Origin of the sequence: Pedobacter frigoris, from assembly GCF_005116445.1 — a bacterium.
GTDB classification, from domain to species: domain Bacteria; phylum Bacteroidota; class Bacteroidia; order Sphingobacteriales; family Sphingobacteriaceae; genus Pedobacter; species Pedobacter frigoris.
On sequence record NZ_SWBQ01000001.1, the window covers coordinates 1109356 to 1128508 of the forward strand.

General features: G+C 41.4%; 14 protein-coding genes and 1 other RNA gene. 5 read left to right on the top strand and 10 right to left on the bottom strand.

Annotated elements, in window-relative coordinates; all coding sequences use genetic code 11:
• Positions 1-69: 69 nt before the first annotated feature.
• The 6 genes from FA047_RS04865 to FA047_RS04890 all read right to left on the bottom strand — a co-directional run bounded on the left by FA047_RS04865 (position 70) and on the right by FA047_RS04890 (position 7640).
• Complete coding sequence (locus FA047_RS04865; RefSeq protein WP_136834839.1) at positions 70-1230, bottom strand: FecR family protein; 1161 nt, start codon at positions 1228-1230, stop codon at positions 70-72.
• Positions 1231-1311: 81 nt separating this feature from the next.
• Complete coding sequence (locus FA047_RS04870) at positions 1312-1926, bottom strand: RNA polymerase sigma factor (RefSeq protein WP_136834840.1); 615 nt, start codon at positions 1924-1926, stop codon at positions 1312-1314.
• Between the two features lie 71 nt (positions 1927-1997).
• Positions 1998-4211, bottom strand: coding sequence for a PAS domain-containing sensor histidine kinase (locus FA047_RS04875; protein ID WP_136834841.1), 2214 nt, complete (start codon positions 4209-4211; stop codon positions 1998-2000).
• Between the two features lie 43 nt (positions 4212-4254).
• Entirely contained in the window at positions 4255-6684 is a 2430-nt protein-coding gene (locus FA047_RS04880) for a carboxylesterase family protein (RefSeq protein WP_136834842.1), read from the bottom strand.
• Positions 6685-6815: 131 nt separating this feature from the next.
• The gene (locus FA047_RS04885; protein ID WP_136834843.1) at positions 6816-7268 is read right to left on the bottom strand and encodes a GNAT family N-acetyltransferase; all 453 of its coding nucleotides are present in this window, start codon (positions 7266-7268) and stop codon (positions 6816-6818) included.
• A gap of 15 nt (positions 7269-7283) precedes the next feature.
• The gene (locus tag FA047_RS04890) at positions 7284-7640 is read right to left on the bottom strand and encodes an MmcQ/YjbR family DNA-binding protein (RefSeq protein WP_136834844.1); all 357 of its coding nucleotides are present in this window, start codon (positions 7638-7640) and stop codon (positions 7284-7286) included.
• A 93-nt stretch (positions 7641-7733) separates the two neighbouring features.
• On the opposite strand from FA047_RS04890, the gene FA047_RS04895 reads away from it, so the two are divergent.
• Together FA047_RS04895 and FA047_RS04900 are read left to right on the top strand one after the other, a co-directional pair.
• Positions 7734-9077: a M60 family metallopeptidase gene (locus FA047_RS04895; RefSeq protein WP_136834845.1), complete on the top strand. Its 1344-nt coding sequence runs from the start codon at positions 7734-7736 to the stop codon at positions 9075-9077.
• Positions 9078-9196: 119 nt separating this feature from the next.
• Positions 9197-9613: a DUF1801 domain-containing protein gene (locus tag FA047_RS04900; RefSeq protein ID WP_136834846.1), complete on the top strand. Its 417-nt coding sequence runs from the start codon at positions 9197-9199 to the stop codon at positions 9611-9613.
• Between the two features lie 28 nt (positions 9614-9641).
• On the opposite strand, the gene FA047_RS04905 is transcribed toward FA047_RS04900, so the two are convergent.
• Positions 9642-10781 (bottom strand): serine hydrolase domain-containing protein, encoded by a 1140-nt coding sequence (locus FA047_RS04905; RefSeq protein WP_136834847.1) that lies wholly within the window; start codon positions 10779-10781, stop codon positions 9642-9644.
• 286 nt (positions 10782-11067) lie between these two features.
• Between FA047_RS04905 and FA047_RS04910 the strand changes: the two genes are divergently transcribed.
• Positions 11068-11646, top strand: a complete 579-nt coding sequence (locus FA047_RS04910) for a pseudouridylate synthase (RefSeq protein WP_169304316.1) — start codon at positions 11068-11070, stop codon at positions 11644-11646.
• A 6-nt stretch (positions 11647-11652) separates the two neighbouring features.
• Here the strand turns inward: FA047_RS04910 and FA047_RS04915 are convergent, their stop codons facing one another.
• On the bottom strand, positions 11653-12486 hold the full coding sequence (locus tag FA047_RS04915; RefSeq protein WP_136834849.1) for an alpha/beta fold hydrolase: 834 nt from the start codon (positions 12484-12486) through the stop codon (positions 11653-11655).
• A 131-nt stretch (positions 12487-12617) separates the two neighbouring features.
• Here FA047_RS04915 and FA047_RS04920 point away from each other — a divergent pair, with 131 nt between their 5' ends.
• Complete coding sequence (locus FA047_RS04920) at positions 12618-13166, top strand: D-glycero-alpha-D-manno-heptose-1,7-bisphosphate 7-phosphatase (protein ID WP_136834850.1); 549 nt, start codon at positions 12618-12620, stop codon at positions 13164-13166.
• A gap of 91 nt (positions 13167-13257) precedes the next feature.
• On the opposite strand, the gene fsa is transcribed toward FA047_RS04920, so the two are convergent.
• A complete protein-coding gene (gene fsa, locus FA047_RS04925) occupies positions 13258-13917 on the bottom strand; it encodes a fructose-6-phosphate aldolase (protein ID WP_136834851.1) in 660 nt (219 codons plus the stop codon).
• A 136-nt stretch (positions 13918-14053) separates the two neighbouring features.
• Positions 14054-14153: signal recognition particle sRNA small type (gene ffs / locus FA047_RS04930), an RNA gene on the bottom strand.
• Between the two features lie 486 nt (positions 14154-14639).
• Here ffs and gltB point away from each other — a divergent pair.
• Complete coding sequence (gene gltB / locus FA047_RS04935) at positions 14640-19151, top strand: glutamate synthase large subunit (RefSeq protein ID WP_136834852.1); 4512 nt, start codon at positions 14640-14642, stop codon at positions 19149-19151.
• Positions 19152-19153 lie beyond the last annotated feature (2 nt).

Here is a 19153-nt window from a genome sequence, read left to right on the forward strand (position 1 = left end):
CCTGAAACTTAAGTCCGGAGGTGGTCGAAACACTTCCGGCTTTCTTGCTTTAAAGTAACTGTCTTGTTATTATTTTACAATAAGCGTTCTCCCTTCTTTTTTTACGTTAATACCATTGATTTCAAGTAAGTTCATCACCTCATTCAGATTGAGGTTTCTTTGGATTTTAAAGTGAAAGAGATCGGTAGCAGGTTTGCTTTCAAAAACCACATCGATATCATACCACCGTGATAACTGTTTCATGATGCTGCCGAGATCAGACTCGTTAAACTGAAAGTACCCATCTTTCCATGCTATGCTTTCTTGTGTATCTACAATACGTGTAGTTAAATTATTGTTATCCAAGATAGATTGTTGGCCTGGAAGCAGTGTAGTGGTTTTTCCTATGCCGACCTGCGAAACCCGTACGGCACCTTCGAGCAGTGTCGTTTTAGTCACTCCTTCATCTGCATAGCTGTTTACATTGAAATGTGTACCCAACACCTGTACTTCCTGCTTGTCCGTCGCTACTATAAAAGGATGTTTCTCGTCTTTTGCTACTTCAAAATAGGCTTCTCCCGACAATTCAACTCTGCGTTTATTACCATTAAAGGCTGTCGGGTATTTTAATGAGGATGCTGCATTGAGCCATATTTTGGTACCATCAGGAAGATTAATCTGGTATTGTCCGCCACGCGGTGTAATGACTGTATTGTAGACAGGATCTGTTTTAGTATCACTTTTCGTACTGGAGACAATATTATAAACCAATCGTCCGTCTTTAGTTTTGGTGATCTCTATTCCAGCCTGTTGTGCGATGCTGCCGCTTCCAACGCTGTCCAGATAGATTACTTTTCCATTTGCCAGTGTTAAAGTTGCCTTATTGCTACCGGGTCCAATGTCACTCAGCGTTTCCGTATTCTGATCAAGAGCAGGCTTGTTAGATTTATAGAAATAAAGTGCTGCACTTAAAGCAATCACTACAGATGCTGCCGCTGCATATCTGTACCATTTTATTTTTTTGACAGGAGATCTTTTGTGCTGGGTTAAAATTTCCGCCAACATATCTTCCGCATTTTCCGGGGCCTGGAATTCGCTGATGTTGATTTTATTCCAGGTGCCGTCGAGAAGAGTGGCGATCTGCGGCTCATCGGAATTAGCGGCTATGATAGAAAAAAGTTCTGCTCGTTCTTCTTCAGTACAGGTTTCGTCAACATATCGCTGGTATAAATAGTCTAATTTTGTATTCATAGATAGGATGTTTTTATGCTCCCTTTCTTATATAGACCCCCGGCGGGGAGAAGAGGAGTAGTGAGTAATGAAAAAAAATAATTAATGCTTTTCGGCGAGCAAAGTCATCAGGATTACCAGTATGGCAATATCAGTATGGGTGCTTACATAATTGCGCAGGAAACGCAGGGCATGTTGCATATGAGTTTTTACCGTTAACCTGGATATGTTAAGCTTTTCAGCAGCTTCTTCATACTTAAGGCCTTCCTGGTGACACAGGTGGTACACCAGTTTTTGCTGTGGCGGCAGTTTTTCAATAGCCTGGTTTAAAATCTTTTCAGAATCCTTAAAAATGATGTATTCTTCAGTATCGTTGTGATTTTCCCGGTAATCTTTAGCCAATATCTTATTGGTCCTGATTTCCAGTGCCAGCCTTCGCAAAACTTTTAAAGTGTGATTTCTCGTAATTACACGCAGGTAGGCGTCGAGGTTCTCAATAGAGGTTAACTGTTCACCCAGGTTCCATATTTTTACAAATACCTCTTGTATAATTTCCTCGGCAAGGGATTCAGATTTGACAATTTTTAAAGCATAAGTATAAACTTTAGGGCTATAGCGATGAAAAAAGATGCCGAAAGCCTTTGAATCACCGGTTGAAATCTGGTGTAAAAGTATCTTTTCGTCATTGAAATTTGCATCAAGCTTCGATTCTGTCATGTTCTGCTGAAGATCCCCTTGGTCGGTATATCGTTTCCCAAAGTAAAGATAAAAAAAACAATAATAACGCGCTAGTTATCCTTTTTTGGTATCAGGAAATAAAAACAGGTGCCTTGCGGCCGGTCACTTTCTGCCCAGATCTGTCCGCCGTGCTTATGTACAAAATCATAGCAGAGACTTAGTCCGAGTCCTGTACCTTTTTCTCCGGAAGTTCCATAAGTGGTATAGTTTGTATTCTTGTCGAAAAGAGTTTTAATCTTTTCTTCGGGAATTCCAATGCCATTGTCGCATACGGAGAACAGTACGCCATTTTCTTTATTCTGGATTGCCAATATTACATTACCACCAGTGTGGGTGAATTTTATAGCATTGGCAAGCAGATTACGGATAATCGTTTCTAACATGTCTTTATCGGCCATGAACTGGAACTGTCCATCTACCTGTTGAGCGATTTCAATATGTTTCTTAACAGCCATTGGCCCAATGGTCTGGATGGATTTAATAAATAATCCTGAAATGTCAGTGATGACTTCAGGATTGAAGCTTATGGCATTGAATTGTGATTTTGCCCAGGTCAGCAAGTCTTCCAAAAGGTTATTGGCATTGGAAAGCTCCTGCTTCATCATGGAAAGATAGGTATGTACCTCATCGGCAGAACTGGAAGCAAAATCGTCAAGTGTAAGATTCAGCAGCTGCAGGCTCCCTGATATGGGATTGCGAAGGTCATGCCCAATGATGGACAGGAGTTTGTTTTTCTGTTCATTAGAAGCAGTCAGCTCAGTATTTAAGGCCCTCAGTTCATTCTCATGGAATTTTCTGGCTGTTACGTCGCGCATACTGCCTTCGGTAGCTACGATAGCACCGTTTTCAACAACCAGTCGGGCATTAACCGACGCATAACGTAATTCCTTATCCTTGGTCTTGAGCCTCACCTCAAAATCAATCACAAACCCACTGGTACGCAGCGTATCAATTATTCTTTCACGGTCCTGCACATAAAAATAGAAATCAGAAACTGGTTGTCCGATGATTTCTTTGCGGGAATAACCTGAATACTGTTCAATTGAAGGACTGATCTCAGTCACCAACCCATTCTGATCTGTCTGGTAAAATACATCCTGAACATTTTCAAATATGGTTCTGTATTTCTTCTCGCTGAGGACCAGGTCGTTTTCTATTTCCTTTCTTCGGGTAATGTCTTCGATTTGAGATACATAATATAACGGATTATGCAGGCTGTCATACAGCATGGTAGCTGCAATAACCACCCAGATCACCCGACCATCCTTATGTAAGTACCTTTTCTCAAATTTAATTTTATCAATCTTACCGGTAGTCATATCATCCAGACGAACTGCTGTGGTTGTAAGGTCTTCAGAGTGGGTGATCTCCCGTATGTTAAGCTGTTTCATTTCAGCTTCAGAATACCCGAGCATATCACATAAGCTTCTGTTTACGCGTTTGAATGCACCATCTGGTGTAAGCAGTGCCATACCGATAAGCGAATGTTCAAAAGCAAGCTTGAACTGAGCTTCACTTTGATACAATTCTTCCTCGAGTAGTTTGTTTTTAGTAACATTAAAGGCGATAGAACCGATCATGTTTCCTTCACCGGCCTCATCAATAAAAGGGAATTTATAAACTTTATAGATTTGAGGATGTCCATGTTGATCCCTTACGGTCTGATGAAAGCTTTTTCCTTCCCCTGATTTTAAAACGAGGTCATTGCTTTCTTGTAAATTACGGGCAATATCAGAGCCAAATATAGCATTGTAATTTTTTCCGATCACATCATTACCTAGCCTGAGCGTGTCAAAAAAACACTTGTTGGCATATTTTAAGATGTTGGTATTGTCAGCAATCCAGCATAAACCTGGCAGCTCATCCATAAACAGCTGAAACCTTTTCTCATTTAAAGTGATATTTGTTTTGTGAGTTACATCCTCACTAGACATCATCATGCCACCTATTGCTCCATTATCGTCCAGCCAGTGTCTTACTTCCCATTTAAGCCACATTAACGTGCCATCTGCACGTAAGAAAGGATCGTTTTCACAATTCTGGTCCTTTCCAAGTAAACAATCAGCATGGATTTTTTTCCAGACATCTCCAATTTCAGGAAATACTTCATAATGAGACCGGCCAATAAGTACCTGATCTTCCAGGTGATAAAGACTGAGCCACTTTTCTGAAGCAGCAATGTAGCGCATTTCAGTGTCTACAACAGCTAAAGGTATCGGAGATATTGATATGATATTTTTAAAAGACAGCAAAGGGGTACTCATAGTTAGAATTAGGATGATTTTACAATAGGATAAACAAATATAGCTATTTCAAGTTCCAATTGTTGTCATAAAAACCTGCATATTCTACCTGGTCAATTCCATCTGTAAGCATTTTGAGTCTGAAGACCATGATATCCGGAAAGCCGCTGCCGCCTGCAAAATACTGGTTGGCATTGGCTGCTTTCATGCCTTTCAATCCGCTGCCGGCAATGACTGAAACGGTATTTGACTGCGTGCCGGCAATAGGCCAGATAAAATAAGCACCAAGATCATCTCCGGTCAGTTTTTTGCTTCCTACAGTCACTGTGTTTTTGTTGACCTGCACCGGGCAGTCTGCGAGCAATATTTTCCAGGCCGAATTGGTGGTTCCATTGCCAATCAATACTACATTTCTGCCTGCATATTTTGCCTTGGAATATTCCTTATCAGCAATGATATCTATTGCACCATTCCCTCTATAATACCAGCTTTCAGCATCAAAACGTGCCTTAGCTACACTCCATGCTTGTTCTTCATTTGTGCCTCCCGTGCCGTACACGTATAACATGTGTTTATTGAAGCCTTCCTTAAAAGTGCCATATCGGTGCGGGCCTTTTACTTTCATATCAGGTACCTTTGCAAAGGTCCATGTGTTTCCCTGCTTTTCCAGAAACAGACTGTCTGCAGCGGAATGGGTGGTGTATTTGAGCGTATTCAGACTGTCCAATCTGATGTTTATCGCTTTGCCCTTAGGGAAATCTGATAAGCTTAGTTTTAATAAAGCTACATTTTCCAAAGTTCCACTGATCGTGCCTGAATCCAGATTTCTATTTAGTTTTATATTGCTGTATTTTAGTGGGATTACCTGTTGATGAATACTTACCCAGTAGTTGGAAGCTGATATACCCGGACTGGCCGTTGTAAAGTCAATCGTTTCTACTGTTTTGGATAGAGGTATCGTGTGCCATTTGAAAAAATCGAAGATAGGTAGCCAGTCTACACTATGATTGCCATACCAGTGTGATCCACCTGGATATTCATAATAGCTCATATCGGGATGGAACGCTGCCAACTGTGATTTCATTTGCCTCGCGTATTTCACGGACACGGTTTCGTCGGCATCTCCGTGTAATACATACACTCCAAGTTTTTTATAATTATAAGCCAGTTTAGGTACATCGCTCTGATTACTTGTACGCAGCAGCAACTGGCCCAGTTCAGAAGAACTGCTTTCAGGAATTAGTCCGTCAGCAGAGCCATAACCTTTTAGGGTAGGGTATCCTGCACATGGCGCTATTGCCGCCCATTTATCCGGATAGGTAGCGCCCAGAAACCAGGTGCCATGTCCGCCCATGGAATGTCCCGTCAGGTAGATGCGTTGAGGGTCTGGCTCCAATTGCTTTTTTGCGATATTCAAGACTTCCAATGCATCAAGGCGGCCCCAGTCTTCCCAGTTAAAGCCCCTGGGTCTGCGGTTGGTAGGAGCCACCAGTGTTCCCCAGTCTTTAGACTGATAAGCCCTGGCCTGACCAATTGCTTCTACTCCGGCACCGTGCACAGAAAAGAATAATGCAGCATTTTTTTGCTCAGCACCAGTTTGTGGCGCTACTGCAAAGTATTGAAGACTTCCGTCGATGCCGCTCACAAATGTTTTTGCGTATTTGTCACCCGGCTTTACACTTTCTATCTTCAGTGTTTTCTGATCAATAACTTTATTTTCCTGAAGCAGTGAAAGTAAGCAGTCATTTTGACCCTCTCGTGCTGACTTTTCAAAGTCAAAATATACTTTTCTTGTGCTATATGCCGGGACTGCAGGCAAGGCAGTAGTCATTTCTTTTCCGGCCAGACTGCTGCGCATTTTAAGATTATGCAATGTTGCAGCTGTGGTATTCACAACAACAACAGCGGCCTTAAGTGATGTTTCTGTGCTGTGGGCTCCGGAAATAACTGGAACGGTAGCATCATTTATATCCAGGAAAACAGGGGTGGTAGGAAATGTAAGCACAGTTTGCCGGCCAATCCCGCGTACGAAAAATTCATTCTTTCCTTTTTTTAGCTTTAAAGGTATATTCATCCAGCCGGCAGCATATGGGTCACCCATATGTGGTTCCCCATTTACAAAAACGGTTGCATTTCCGGTGATATTTAATACTGCAGATTGAGCTTCGCTGGCAATATATTCATAATAAACATAACCATTGGAAGCACCTCTTCCCCTGAAACGGCTCTCGCCATCTACAGTAATCTTCGTCCATTTGATGTCGTTTCCATCTTTGTCTTTTCCGAAGACCTCTCCCTCAAAGGGTGTACGCAGCGTATTGGTGTATAGCGCGTAAGCCAGTGGATCAGTATACAAGGCTTCCCTGCCATAACTGGTGCCAGCCCTTAAAAGCAAGCCGGAAGTAAACGTGTGTTTGTTTTGTGCAGATGCAGGGAAGATGATGCTGCAGAATATAAGTGATACGAAGCAGCGATAAGATGAAAATTTAGCCATCCTTAAATGTAAGAAAAAATTGCTTTTCTTCTTCCTGATTTAGCTACGCTATCAATTAAAGTATCGGTATGTAAAAATCTACAATACATATTTTGTTGCCAAAAACTCCCATTTTCTTAATAGAAGAGTGATCACACGCGGGATAAGCGTTTTAACGTCCAATTCTCGTAGCTTAGCTCAAACTTGATCTCTCCATTGGGATAGATACCTGTTTGAATCCAACCTTGAAGAAGATAAAAATATTCAGCTCGGGTTTTGGGTGCCGTGCCTAATACAATTTTGTCTTTCGTCCGATCAAAATACCACTCTATCATTAAGCGGTGCAGTTCCTTTCCAACCCCTTTTTCTGCAAACTCAGGATCTACAAATAATGCCCAGACGCTTTTGTCTTTCAAGTCGACGATAGAGAAGCCCACTAATTGATCATTTACCTCGCAAACCCAACCTTTTCCTTTCTCTGAAAGATAAAATGCCACATCTTTATCAGGAACAAGATCAGGACTACTCAATGTATTCTCCTTCACAAGATGTCTTACTACTTGCATCTGTTTAATATCCGAAAGTTCTGCGGCTCTAAAGATCATGTATAATAGCTGATTTTAGCTGTTTCCGGTAATTGATTCCCGCAGATTTTTCGGTAAACTCGCCAGTACCAGTTCGTAAGAATGGTCAATTAATTCCCGGATCAGTCCCTGCTTTAATCCACCATCCATATAAACGGTATTCCAATGTTTTTTATTCATATGAAATCCTGGAATAATCTCATGGTGTTGTTCCCGTAATTCAATGGCACGTTCAGGGTCGCACTTTGCATTAAAGCGATTAGCTTCCTCTAATCCAATCAGCAGAAAGATTTTATCGCCGACTTTAAATACAAGGGTTTGTTCTCCAAAAGGCAGGCCTTCGCTAGTTCCGGGTTTGCTTAGGCAATAGTCACGTAAATCTTCAATATTCATAGATAGAGTAAATGTACTTGTTTTTATCAAATGTCTGAATGAATAATGGTTTTCCGATAAAACTCTTATTTTAGAGCATTGAAAATCAAAAAAATGAAATCTTCCCCATTGTTTTATGCTGTTGCAGCTCTTTTTGTTGTCTGCACCTTTACCCAATGTAAGAAAAAAGAAGTTAGGCCTGCCGACAATTCCGGAACAGAAACACCTGTCGTTCCACCACCCGCTGTTGCAGAAACACCAGTAATCTTTGAGCAAACTGAATTGCTTTCGGCTGAAAGTGAAAAGAAGCGGTTACAATTGAGCTGGTTGGCGACCGATTTTTCTGCTACAGGGCTGTATGTTACAACTTCAGCAATTATAAAGGTAAATGTGGAACAACAGTCCGGTACAAGATTGCCGACACTATTGATCGGTACTTATTCAAGATATGGAACCTGGAACAGCCAGCCAGTCACGTTTAATTTAAAAGCGGGTCTGAATGAAATTACCAGTACTGCTGATGGCCTGATTTGGATCAGGTATACGAATGATAATCCCAATGCAAAGGCTAAGCTTACTTTTACCAGCGGTTTTAAAAAGATTCCTTACTACATAGCCGGTACGACTACAAAAAATCAATGGAAAGAGATGCTCTCGAAATTGAATGGAGTACCTGATGTGATTTTGCAAGGAGAGCGTTGTATGATTGTTGTAGACCGCGCTTCTGCTATTAAATATCAGGAAGAAGATCAGGAAGCTCTATTGTCGAAAATATCAAGGATTATAAAGATAGAGGATGATTTTAGCGGACTTAATAGTGTCACTGATCTTGATAAGCCCAATGTTCACCAAAGGTATCTGCTGACCCAGCATGAAGATAAAACCTATTATATGTTTGCTTATAATTACCGTACAGCCTATATCGGTACGTCAATTTCTGCGATACTAAAGCCTGCAGATGTTACCTGGGGTCCTTGGCATGAACTGGGACATTTACACCAGCAGTTGTGGACATGGGGAGCGATCGGTGAGGTAACAGTCAACATATTTTCGAGAGCTGTGCAACGGGAATTTACACCTAATGAAAACAGGCTTGTTAGTGATAAGACATGGGAGCAGGTGCCTGTTTATTTGGCTTTGCCCGATGCCCAACGCAATTTTAATAATGATGTAGCATCTGTGTGGGTAAGGCTTTGCATGTTTGAGCAACTGGGCTTGGCTTTTGGCTCCGATTTCTATCCTAAGTTATTAAGGAAGACCAGGGTAGATAAACCAGTGGTAGGCAACGATGATCAAAAGATGAATTACTTTATGAAATCCGCTTGTGTGGTCTCTGGAAAAGACCTCAGTACCTTCTTCAAGAAATGGGGGCTAAATGTGAATTCAACAGTGTATGCAGAAATAGCCGCGTTGGGTCTGCCGCAACCAGCTCAGGATATTTCGCTTTTGAAGGATTGATCAAATCAGGTGTATCACCAGGACCCGCCGATTTGTTTATTGCTTTTTATTGAATAAAAAAGAGACTGGATAAGAAAGCAAAAGTCTAACACCGTTGGCATCAATTTAATGCTATTACAATGGCTCAAAATAAAACAAAAGAAACAGATGTTGTTGTCGCTGATTTTATCAATGCTATTGATAACGAACAGAAACGTAAAGATAGTTTTGAACTGCTCAGACTGATGCAGCAGATCTCCGGTTGCGAGGCAAAGATGTGGGGTCCAAGTATCATCGGTTTTGGCCATTACCATTATAAATATGAAAGTGGACATGAGGGGGATGCACCTCTGATCGGATTTTCTCCCAGGAAGGCTGCAATTTCACTATATATTTTTATGGGACTGGATCGACAAAAACAATTGTTGGACGATTTAGGTAAATTTAAAATGGGTAAAGCTTGTATTTATATCAAAAGACTCTCAGATGTTGATCTCGATTGCTTTACAGAAATAGCAAAGGAAACGGTCGATTACTTAAAGTCAGAATATAGGTAATAATTGGTAGTTGAGCGTGATAACATGATTAATAGCAACTATGTTTAATAGCTGATAGATAATCTTTTAAGCCACTAAAAGGAATGAAATACCTGTTCATAGAAATGCATACATATATATCTTTCCCAGCTATTTGACATAAAAAATTTGTATAGCCAGCCGCATTTCCGGTATGTCCTGTAGCAAGACCATCCTCAAAAATCATAGTACCGTAACCATAATTAGAATACATCTGCTTATGGGCGGGCTTTACTGGTTTTGTGGTCATGCTATCTACCCATGCTCCGGGTAATAATTTCCCTCCTTTAAGAGCAGCGTAAAAACTGATCAGGTCTTTTGTATTCGAGCTGATATCAGCTGAACCTGCTCCCCAGCTCATATTTGCATGAGAATAATCGACCAGCAAATTAGTGTCGTCAGATTTGCAATTTGGCAATACAGCACAAGGAATATAACCATGAAAATAACCTGAACCTGACGGTAGAGCATCAACATAAGTATTATTTAGTCCAAGTGGTTTAAATATATGCTTTGCGAGGTAATCTTTGTAGGTCATGCCTGAAGCAATTTTCACAATTTCCGCGAGCAAGTTATAATTTGCTCCGGAATAATGGTGCGCACCATAAGTAAAGCTTAATTCCTGATTTGATATAATGGATAAGATGGAGGTTGAGTAGTCTTTGCTGGGGTTTTGTAAGAAATTGGTAGTGGCTTGTGGTTCATATAAGCCAGAGGTATGCTGTAATAAATTCCTGATCGTTATTTGGTCACCGTTCTTTAATTTTTCAATATATTCTTTAGAAAGCCACAATCCGATCTTGTCATCGAGAGAAATAATTCCTTTGCTTGCAAGCTGTAAAACCGCGGTTGCACAGAAGAGTTTAGAAATGCTTGCTATTCTAAACACCATATCGGGAGTAGCAGGGGTATTCGATGAAATGTTACCAGTTCCACTAACAAAAGTCCAATCCCAATTGCCTGGCTTATATATGCGTATAATGACACCCGGTGAGCCAGAATTTTTCTTTATAAATTCTGTTGAAGCATGTGTTAAATTAGCTGAAATAGATGCCGGGGGAAAAGATATAGATTGCGCTTTCAATAGTGTGGTAAAGAGAAATGCTAGTTTAAATACGATTACAGTTCTGGTAGTATTTCTAATGCTCATAGTGCTTAGACCCACTTTAGTTTAAATTGTAACACAGTCTTATTATTAAATGGAATAAAACAGGTAGTTTTGTGACCGTAAAATTTTCTAAATGGATAATCCGGTTTATGAGAATTCCGCGTTTATCCCTTTTGATCAAACAAATAATGTAAAGGAACTGGCGGAAGGGCTCAGTTTTTCTTTGGGCGGCGAGCCACATCCTTTGTGTCTCCTTGCGGTCAGTCAACTGCAGGATCATCTCCAACATCAACAGAAATGGGTTCATAATTTCGGATTGGATACCCTTATGGAGGGAATGGTCGTAGGAAAAATGTTTGGGGTGCTTGTGGTTAGAGAGAAGGGCGGTACGCTGGGGTATTTGGCTGCATTTTCCGGTAAGCTGGCAGGAGAGAATCATCATGAAGGGTTTGTACCGCCGATCTTTGATGGGCTTGTGGCAGGAGGGTTTCTAAATGCGGGAATGGAAGAGCTTTCTATGATGAATGAGAAGATCCGTTCAATGAAGTTATCCGGAGACAATTCGGTTGCTGATGAATTACAGCAACTTAAATTAACACGTAAAAATCACTCTAATGCGTTGCAGTACCAGATTTTTGATCAGTACCACTTCTTAAATAGATACGGTCAGTCGAAAAGTCTAATTGAAGCCTTTAAAGATACTGCCGCGGGAAAACCACCGGCGGGAGCAGGAGAGTGCGCAGCACCGAAATTACTGCAGTATGCCTTTCAGCAAGAAATGGAACCTTTGGCGCTTGCAGAATTCTGGTGGGGATTGTCTCCTAAGTCTGATCATTGGAAGCACGGCCGGTTTTACCCGCCGTGCCTCGAAAAGTGCGCTCCGATACTGGAGCATATGTTGTCTTAGATCTGATTATTTCCTTAAAAACTGGAGCAATAAACCATTCAATTCGTCTCTATTGGTAATGAAAAGACCATGCGGAGCTTCTTCAAAAATGTAGTATTCGGCATTAGGCAGTAGTGAAGATGTAATTTCGCTTGTTGGTTTAATCGGAACGGTTTTGTCGGCATCGCCATGGATGATCATCATTGGTATGGTGATCGTGGTCAAATCTGTTCTAAAATCTGTTTCTGAGAATGAACGCACGCATTCTGCCGTCGCTTTAGGACTTGCTACTACAGCAAGCTGATGCATCCAGTTTTGGATCTCCTGACTAACGGGTTTATTTAGTAGCCCTTCGTTGAAGAACTGCTTGCCGAATTCAGTAAGGAACGCAGGCCTGTCGTCATGGATTTTGGCAATGATACCGTCAAATACTTCTCTTGGTACGCCGTCTTCATGATCATCTGTTTTTAATAATAAAGGAACAACACTACTCACAAGTACTGCCTTTGATATTCTGGAGGAACCGTATTTCCCAAGGTATCTAACTACTTCACCACCTCCCATAGAAAACCCTACAAGCGCTACATCCCATAAGTCAAGGGCTGTAATTACCTCATTCAGGTCGAAGGCTAGGGTATCATAATCATAACCTGTCCAGGGTCTGTCCGATTGCCCAAAGCCTCTTCTGTCGTAGGCAATACAACGGTATCCCGCATTGGTGAGCGCATTAACCTGGTATTCCCACATTTCATGAGATACAGGCCATCCGTGAATTAAAACCACAGGTTTTCCCGTTCCATAATCTTCAAAAAATAAGTTGACCGAGTCGCTGTTCTGTGGATTTTTCTTTATATAAGGCATGATTATAACGTTTTATTGTTCGAGTTCTAAATTAGTTGCTTAAATAACATGGTTAAAGTCAATTTGTTTAGCTGAATAATTCTCATATTTGGCGGCATAACAAAGTGTCGCAAGATAATAAGTCAAAACTAATGAATAAAGCCATTTTTCTGGACCGTGACGGAGTACTCAATCACGAAATATACGATTACATTACAAGGGTAGAAGATTTCGAAATACTGGAATACCAGATTCCTCCACTAAAAAGATTATTTGATGAGGGATATCTGCTTATTGTCATTACCAATCAAGGCGGTATAGCTTTAAAAAGATATACAGAGCAGGAGCTGGGTATTATGCACCAGATGCTGAGGAATGCTTTTGTACAGAAATCTGCGGATATCGCTGCATTTTACTATTGTAAACATCATCCAACGGTAAGCGCATGTGAATGCAGAAAACCAGGTTCTAAGATGCTGTTGGATGCCATAGATATGTTCGAAATTGATCCTGCGTTGTCTGTTATGATTGGAGATAAGCCGCGTGACGTAGAAGCTGCAATAGGAGCAGGAGTGAAGGGGATAGAAATCGTTCCTGATGAACAGATTGATTATGATCTGGTAAAGAAGGTGCTTGCTGGCACTGAAATGAGAACTAATTCTGCCGGATTGCTAAAATTGATGGCAGAGAAGAAGTCATAAAAAAAGCGGCTGATGATATCATCAGCCGCTTTTTTGTTCAAGAGATCTCTCCTCACGTCGAGATGACGGTTATAAAGTTTAACGCGGCTTATTACAAACCTGCTGCTTTTTTATGATCAGCAAGAAAAGTAGCTAGACCGCTATCAGTCAATGGGTGTTTTAATAGTGCGGTGATTGCACTTAAAGGAGCTGTAATTACATCAGCACCCAATTTAGCACAGGCAACAATATGCAATGGTCCGCGGATTGATGCAGCTAAAATCTGAGTAGGGTATCCATAGTTATCAAAGATCAGTCTGATGTCTTCAATCAGTTGTAAGCCGTCTGTAGAGATATCATCTAAACGCCCTAAGAATGGAGAAACATAAGTTGCACCCGCTTTGGCAGCCAATAAAGCCTGACCAGGAGAGAAGATTAGTGTACAGTTGGTTTTGATGCCTTTTGAAGTAAAATATTTGATCGCTTTAACGCCATCTTTAATCATTGGAACCTTAACAACGATCTTCGGATTTAAGGCAGCTAATGCTTCACCTTCCTTAATGATCTCATCAAAAGTAGTAGCGATAACTTCAGCACTTACGTTGTCATCTACGATATCACAAATTGCTTTGTAGTGCGCAGTTACGTTAGCATCGCCGGTTATACCTTCTTTAGCCATTAAACTTGGGTTGGTGGTAACGCCGTCTAAAACGCCAAGGTCTTGTGCTTCTTTTATTTGATCAAGATTCGCTGTATCAATGAAAAATTTCATGTTATTAATTATTAGCAGTGGTTAATGTGTCTTTATAAATTATTCGATGCCTAAATTAGGCAATTACATCGATTCTATTTATTAAAAGTTGGAATATGTTGGTTATGTGAGAAACAGCCTAACCAGAAAAAGAAAAAAAGGGCAAGCACCTCTTATCGCATCGCTACAACCTTCTACCCTTGCTTCGTTCCCGCCCTGGGGGAGTTCAAAGGGAGCTGATCGTAAAAGACTTGCCCGCCACAAAAGTAGCAAAAGACATCAGATTGCGAAAAGAAAAATCACAATAATTTTAGTTTTTGAAGTCGAATCCGGTTAATCTGTTGACATTAAAGACATTGAGCTGCATGAAAAAATGTAATTATTTTTAATATTGCGTATTCATGGCAGCTTTCAGAAAGATTTGAGAGGAGGTACGCTGGCTGATTCGTTATCTTATCAGTAAAAAATGCTCAAAACTACAGCTGAACAAAATTTTCGTGCTGTTCGGCGTTCACTTTGAAGGCTTAAAATAAGGTGGCGACTTATGCAAAATTATTCTAAATAATGTCATTGTGAATATGGCAATTTAAAACGATGTAAATTATTGATATGGTAATTAAGTGTGGTTTTTTTTAAAAACTACTGCATATTTCCTAAAAAATATATCAATATTATAATTTCTTAGTTTTTTTTCGTATCTTAGTGTCTCAAATACACTATACCAAACTATATTAAACGGACTTATGGAACAATCACAAGATAACCAAGGGTTATATGACCAGCGTTTTGAGCACGATGCATGCGGCATCGGATTTGTTGCCCATATCAAGGGAAGAAAGTCACAACAGATCATTTCAGACGCCATAACCATTCTTGAAAATCTTGATCACCGCGGGGCTGTCGGAGCCGAAATCAATACCGGAGATGGTGCAGGTATCATGATTCAGATACCACATGAATTTTTGTATGATGAATGTCTTAAAATTGGATTTAGCCTGAATGAATCCGGAGACTACGGCGTTGGGATGCTTTTCCTACCCAAAGATGTGAAGGCAAGAGAAGAATGTAGGGAAATTATTTATCGTGCAGCAGAAAAACTAAACCTTGAAGTTCTTGGTTTTAGAAAAGTACAGACCAATACAGAAGGTATTGGAGATATGGCTTTGTCTGTAGAGCCGGAAATGGAGCAGGTATTCATTGCCCGCCCTTATTCAGTTGCAGCAGGAGCTGATTTCGAACGTAAACTTTACGTATTTAAAAATTATCTGTCTAAAACCATTAATACTACTGTAAAGGGTATTAACGGTGAGTTTTATATTGCATCCTTCTCATCAAGAACCATTGTATATAAAGGTCAGCTGACTTCGTTGCAGGTAAGAACATATTTTACGGAATTGAGTGATAAACGTGTCGTTTCGGCCTTCGGCCTGATTCACTCACGTTTCGCAACCAACACTTTCCCATCATGGAGGCTGGCTCAACCTTTCAGGTATATAGCCCATAATGGTGAGATTAATACGTTACAGGGAAATTTAAACTGGTTTAGAGCAGGTGTGAAATCATTTGCGTCGCCTTACTTTACTCCTGAAGAACTAAATATTTTGCTTCCTGTAATCGATGAGACTAACTCCGATTCAGGATGTCTTGATAATGTAGTAGAATTGTTGCTGCATTCGGGACGTTCATTGCCGCACGTACTTATGATGCTGATTCCTGAGGCTTGGGATGGCAACGAAGATATGGATGAGCTAAAGAAGGCATTCTATAAGTTTCATGCTACATTAATGGAACCCTGGGACGGTCCAGCTGCAGTTTCTTTTACCGATGGAAACCTGATCGGTACGACACTAGATAGAAATGGGCTTCGTCCTCAGCGCTACGCAATCACAGAAGATGATCATGTAATCATGGCTTCAGAAGCTGGTGCGTTAGCTCTTGACCAGAGTAAAATTATAGAAAAAGGCCGCCTCACTCCAGGTAAGATGTTTGTAGTGGATATGGAGCAGGGGCGTATTATATCTGATGCGGAGATTAAACAACAAGTTTGTGGTGATAAGCCATACTCAGACTGGATCAACAAATACCAGATCCGACTAGAAGAACTTCCTGAGCCAAGAGTAGTGTTCACAGGATTGTCGGAAGAATCTATATTCCGTTATCAGCAAGTATTTGGTTATACCAGAGAAGACGTGGATTTGGTATTGAAGCCAATGGCTTTAGAGGGCAAGGAAGCTATAGGCTCGATGGGAACAGATATACCTTTGGCAGTACTTTCTCAGAAACCTCAGCATCTGTCTTCTTACTTCAAGCAATTGTTTGCCCAGGTAACCAATCCGCCAATTGACCCGATAAGGGAAAAAGTGGTAATGAGTCTTGCGGGATTTATGGGTGCAAATGGAAATCTACTGGAGGAGACTGCAATGCAGTGCCATTGTGTGGGAATCAAGCACCCGATTCTGACCAATGTGGAATTGGAAAAGTTAAGGAGCATAGATACGGGAGTGTTTCAGTCTAAGACTTTGCAAACCTACTTCAGGGCAGATGGTAAACCAGGTTCCATGGAGAAAGCCATTGAACGACTTTGCCGCTATGCAGTAGACGCTGTTGAGGACGGTTTCCAGGTAATCATTTTGTCTGACCGGGCTCTGGATTCAGAACATGCGGCGATACCGTCACTGCTTGCTGTGTCTGCAGTGCATCATCACCTGATCAGAAAAGGATACCGTGGTGCTGTAGGTATAGTGATAGAAGCGGGTGATGTTTGGGAAGTACATCACTTTGCAACGCTGATTGGTTTTGGCGCTACGGCAGTTAATCCTTATCTGGCGTTGGAGACTATTGGCGGATTTGGTAAAGAGTCAGGCATGACCACAGAGAAAATGGTGAACAACTACATTTACTCTATCAATGGCGGACTACTCAAGATCTTCTCAAAAATGGGTATTTCAACACTACAATCGTATCATGGTGCCCAAATATTTGAAATCCTTGGTGTCAATAAGCCTGTAGTAGACAAATATTTTACCGGAGCAGTTTCCAGGATAGGAGGACTTGGTCTTGATGAAATCGCAAGAGAAACTCTGATCAAGCACAACAGGATATTTAAATTGGCTACCCGCCCGGATGCGATATTGCCTACCGGTGGTAACTATAAATGGAAACGTAAGGGGGAGCAGCATCTGTTTAATCCGCAAACCATTCATTTATTGCAAAACGCAACCCGTAAAAATGACTACAATACTTATAAGCAATATGCAAAACTGGTTAATGAGCAAACTTTGCAGGCTTACACCATCCGTGGCTTATTTGAGTTCAAATACAACCGTCCGGCTGTTCCGCTGGAAGAAGTAGAACCGATTGAAAACATTCTGAAGCGTTTTGCTACCGGAGCAATGTCTTTTGGTTCGATCTCTCACGAGGCACACTCTACATTGGCGATTGCAATGAACCGCATTGGAGGAAGAAGCAATACCGGTGAAGGAGGAGAAGATGAATTGCGCTACGAACCATTGTCAAATGGTGACTCGATGCGTTCATCGATCAAACAAATCGCCTCTGCTCGTTTTGGAGTAACCAGTTACTACTTAACCAATGCTGATGAGCTGCAGATTAAGATGGCTCAAGGCGCAAAACCAGGCGAAGGCGGACAACTGCCCGGACATAAAGTCGACGACTGGATTGCGAAAGTGCGACATGCCACGCCGGGTGTAGGATTAATATCGCCACCTCCGCACCATGATATTTATTCCATTGAAGATTTAGCACAGCTAATATTTGATTTGAAAAATGCAAACCGGGAAGCCCGTATCAACGTGAAACTGGTATCTAAAGCAGGTGTTGGAACCATCGCCGCCGGTGTTGCAAAGGCTCATGCTGATGTGATTTTAGTATCCGGTTTTGATGGAGGAACAGGTGCTTCACCATTGACTTCAATACAGCATGCAGGTTTGCCATGGGAACTGGGATTGGCAGAGGCACACCAGACATTGGTTAAGAACAGGTTGAGGAGCAGGGTAGTACTGCAAACAGATGGGCAACTTAAAACAGGTAAGGATATCGCTATTGCGACCTTATTAGGCGCTGAAGAATGGGGTGTTGCAACCGCTGCACTAGTAACAGCTGGATGTATCATGATGCGTAAGTGTCACCTAAATACTTGTCCGGTTGGTGTGGCTACTCAAGATCCTAACCTAAGAAAGCTGTTTACAGGAGAACCTGATCACGTAGTGAACTTGTTTTACTTCCTGGCTCAGGAATTAAGAGAAACTATGGCAGAACTTGGTTTCAGAAGCATTCAGGAAATGGTGGGTCAGGCAGATGCGTTGAGCGTTCGCCAGATTGATCAGTCAGACTGGAAACTAAAAGACCTTGACTTCTCTAAGATTTTATTCAAAGCTCCTGATAATGGCTTAAGTTTATACAATACAGAAACTCAGGATCATGGATTGAGCAATGTTCTTGATCACAAACTGATCGAAGCGGCGCAGCCGGCGTTGGCTACTAAGGAACCTATCTATAAAGAGTTTGCTGTAATGAATACGGACCGCGCCATCGGCACTATGCTTTCTAACGAAGTTTCTAAAATATATAAAAGCCAGGGTCTACCTGCTGATACGATCAACTTCAAGTTCAAGGGCTCTGCCGGACAAAGTTTCGGTGCATTTGCTGCTAAAGGCATCTCTCTGCACCTTGAAGGTGAGGCAAATGACTATGTAGGTAAAGGACTTTCGGGTGCCAGACTGGCAATCTATCCTTTTGCCGCTAACAAATATGTTCCGGAGCAAAATATCATCATCGGTAACGTTGCCTTATACGGGGCTACTTCAGGTGAGTTGTTTGTCCGCGGACAGGCTGGTGAGCGATTTGCAGTGCGTAACTCTGGTGCTACAGCGGTTGTTGAGGGACTTGGAGATCACGGTTGTGAATACATGACCGGAGGTGAAGTGCTGGTTATTGGAGGTACAGGAAGCAATTTTGCTGCTGGTATGAGTGGCGGTGTGGCATGGATCTACGATGTAAACGGAGATTTTGCAAGTAAGTGTAATAAGGAGATGGTTGATCTTGATCCTTTGGATGAGCAGGACGAACTGCGCATCAACTTATTGCTGAAAAAGCATGCGCAACTTACGGAGAGCAGTGTGGCCAAGTTCCTGTTGAGCGACTGGGCTACTCAATCTTCACATTTTATCAAAGTATTCCCTAAGGAATACAAAGCAGTACTAATGAACAAAAGTAACAAACTGAAAATATCTTAATC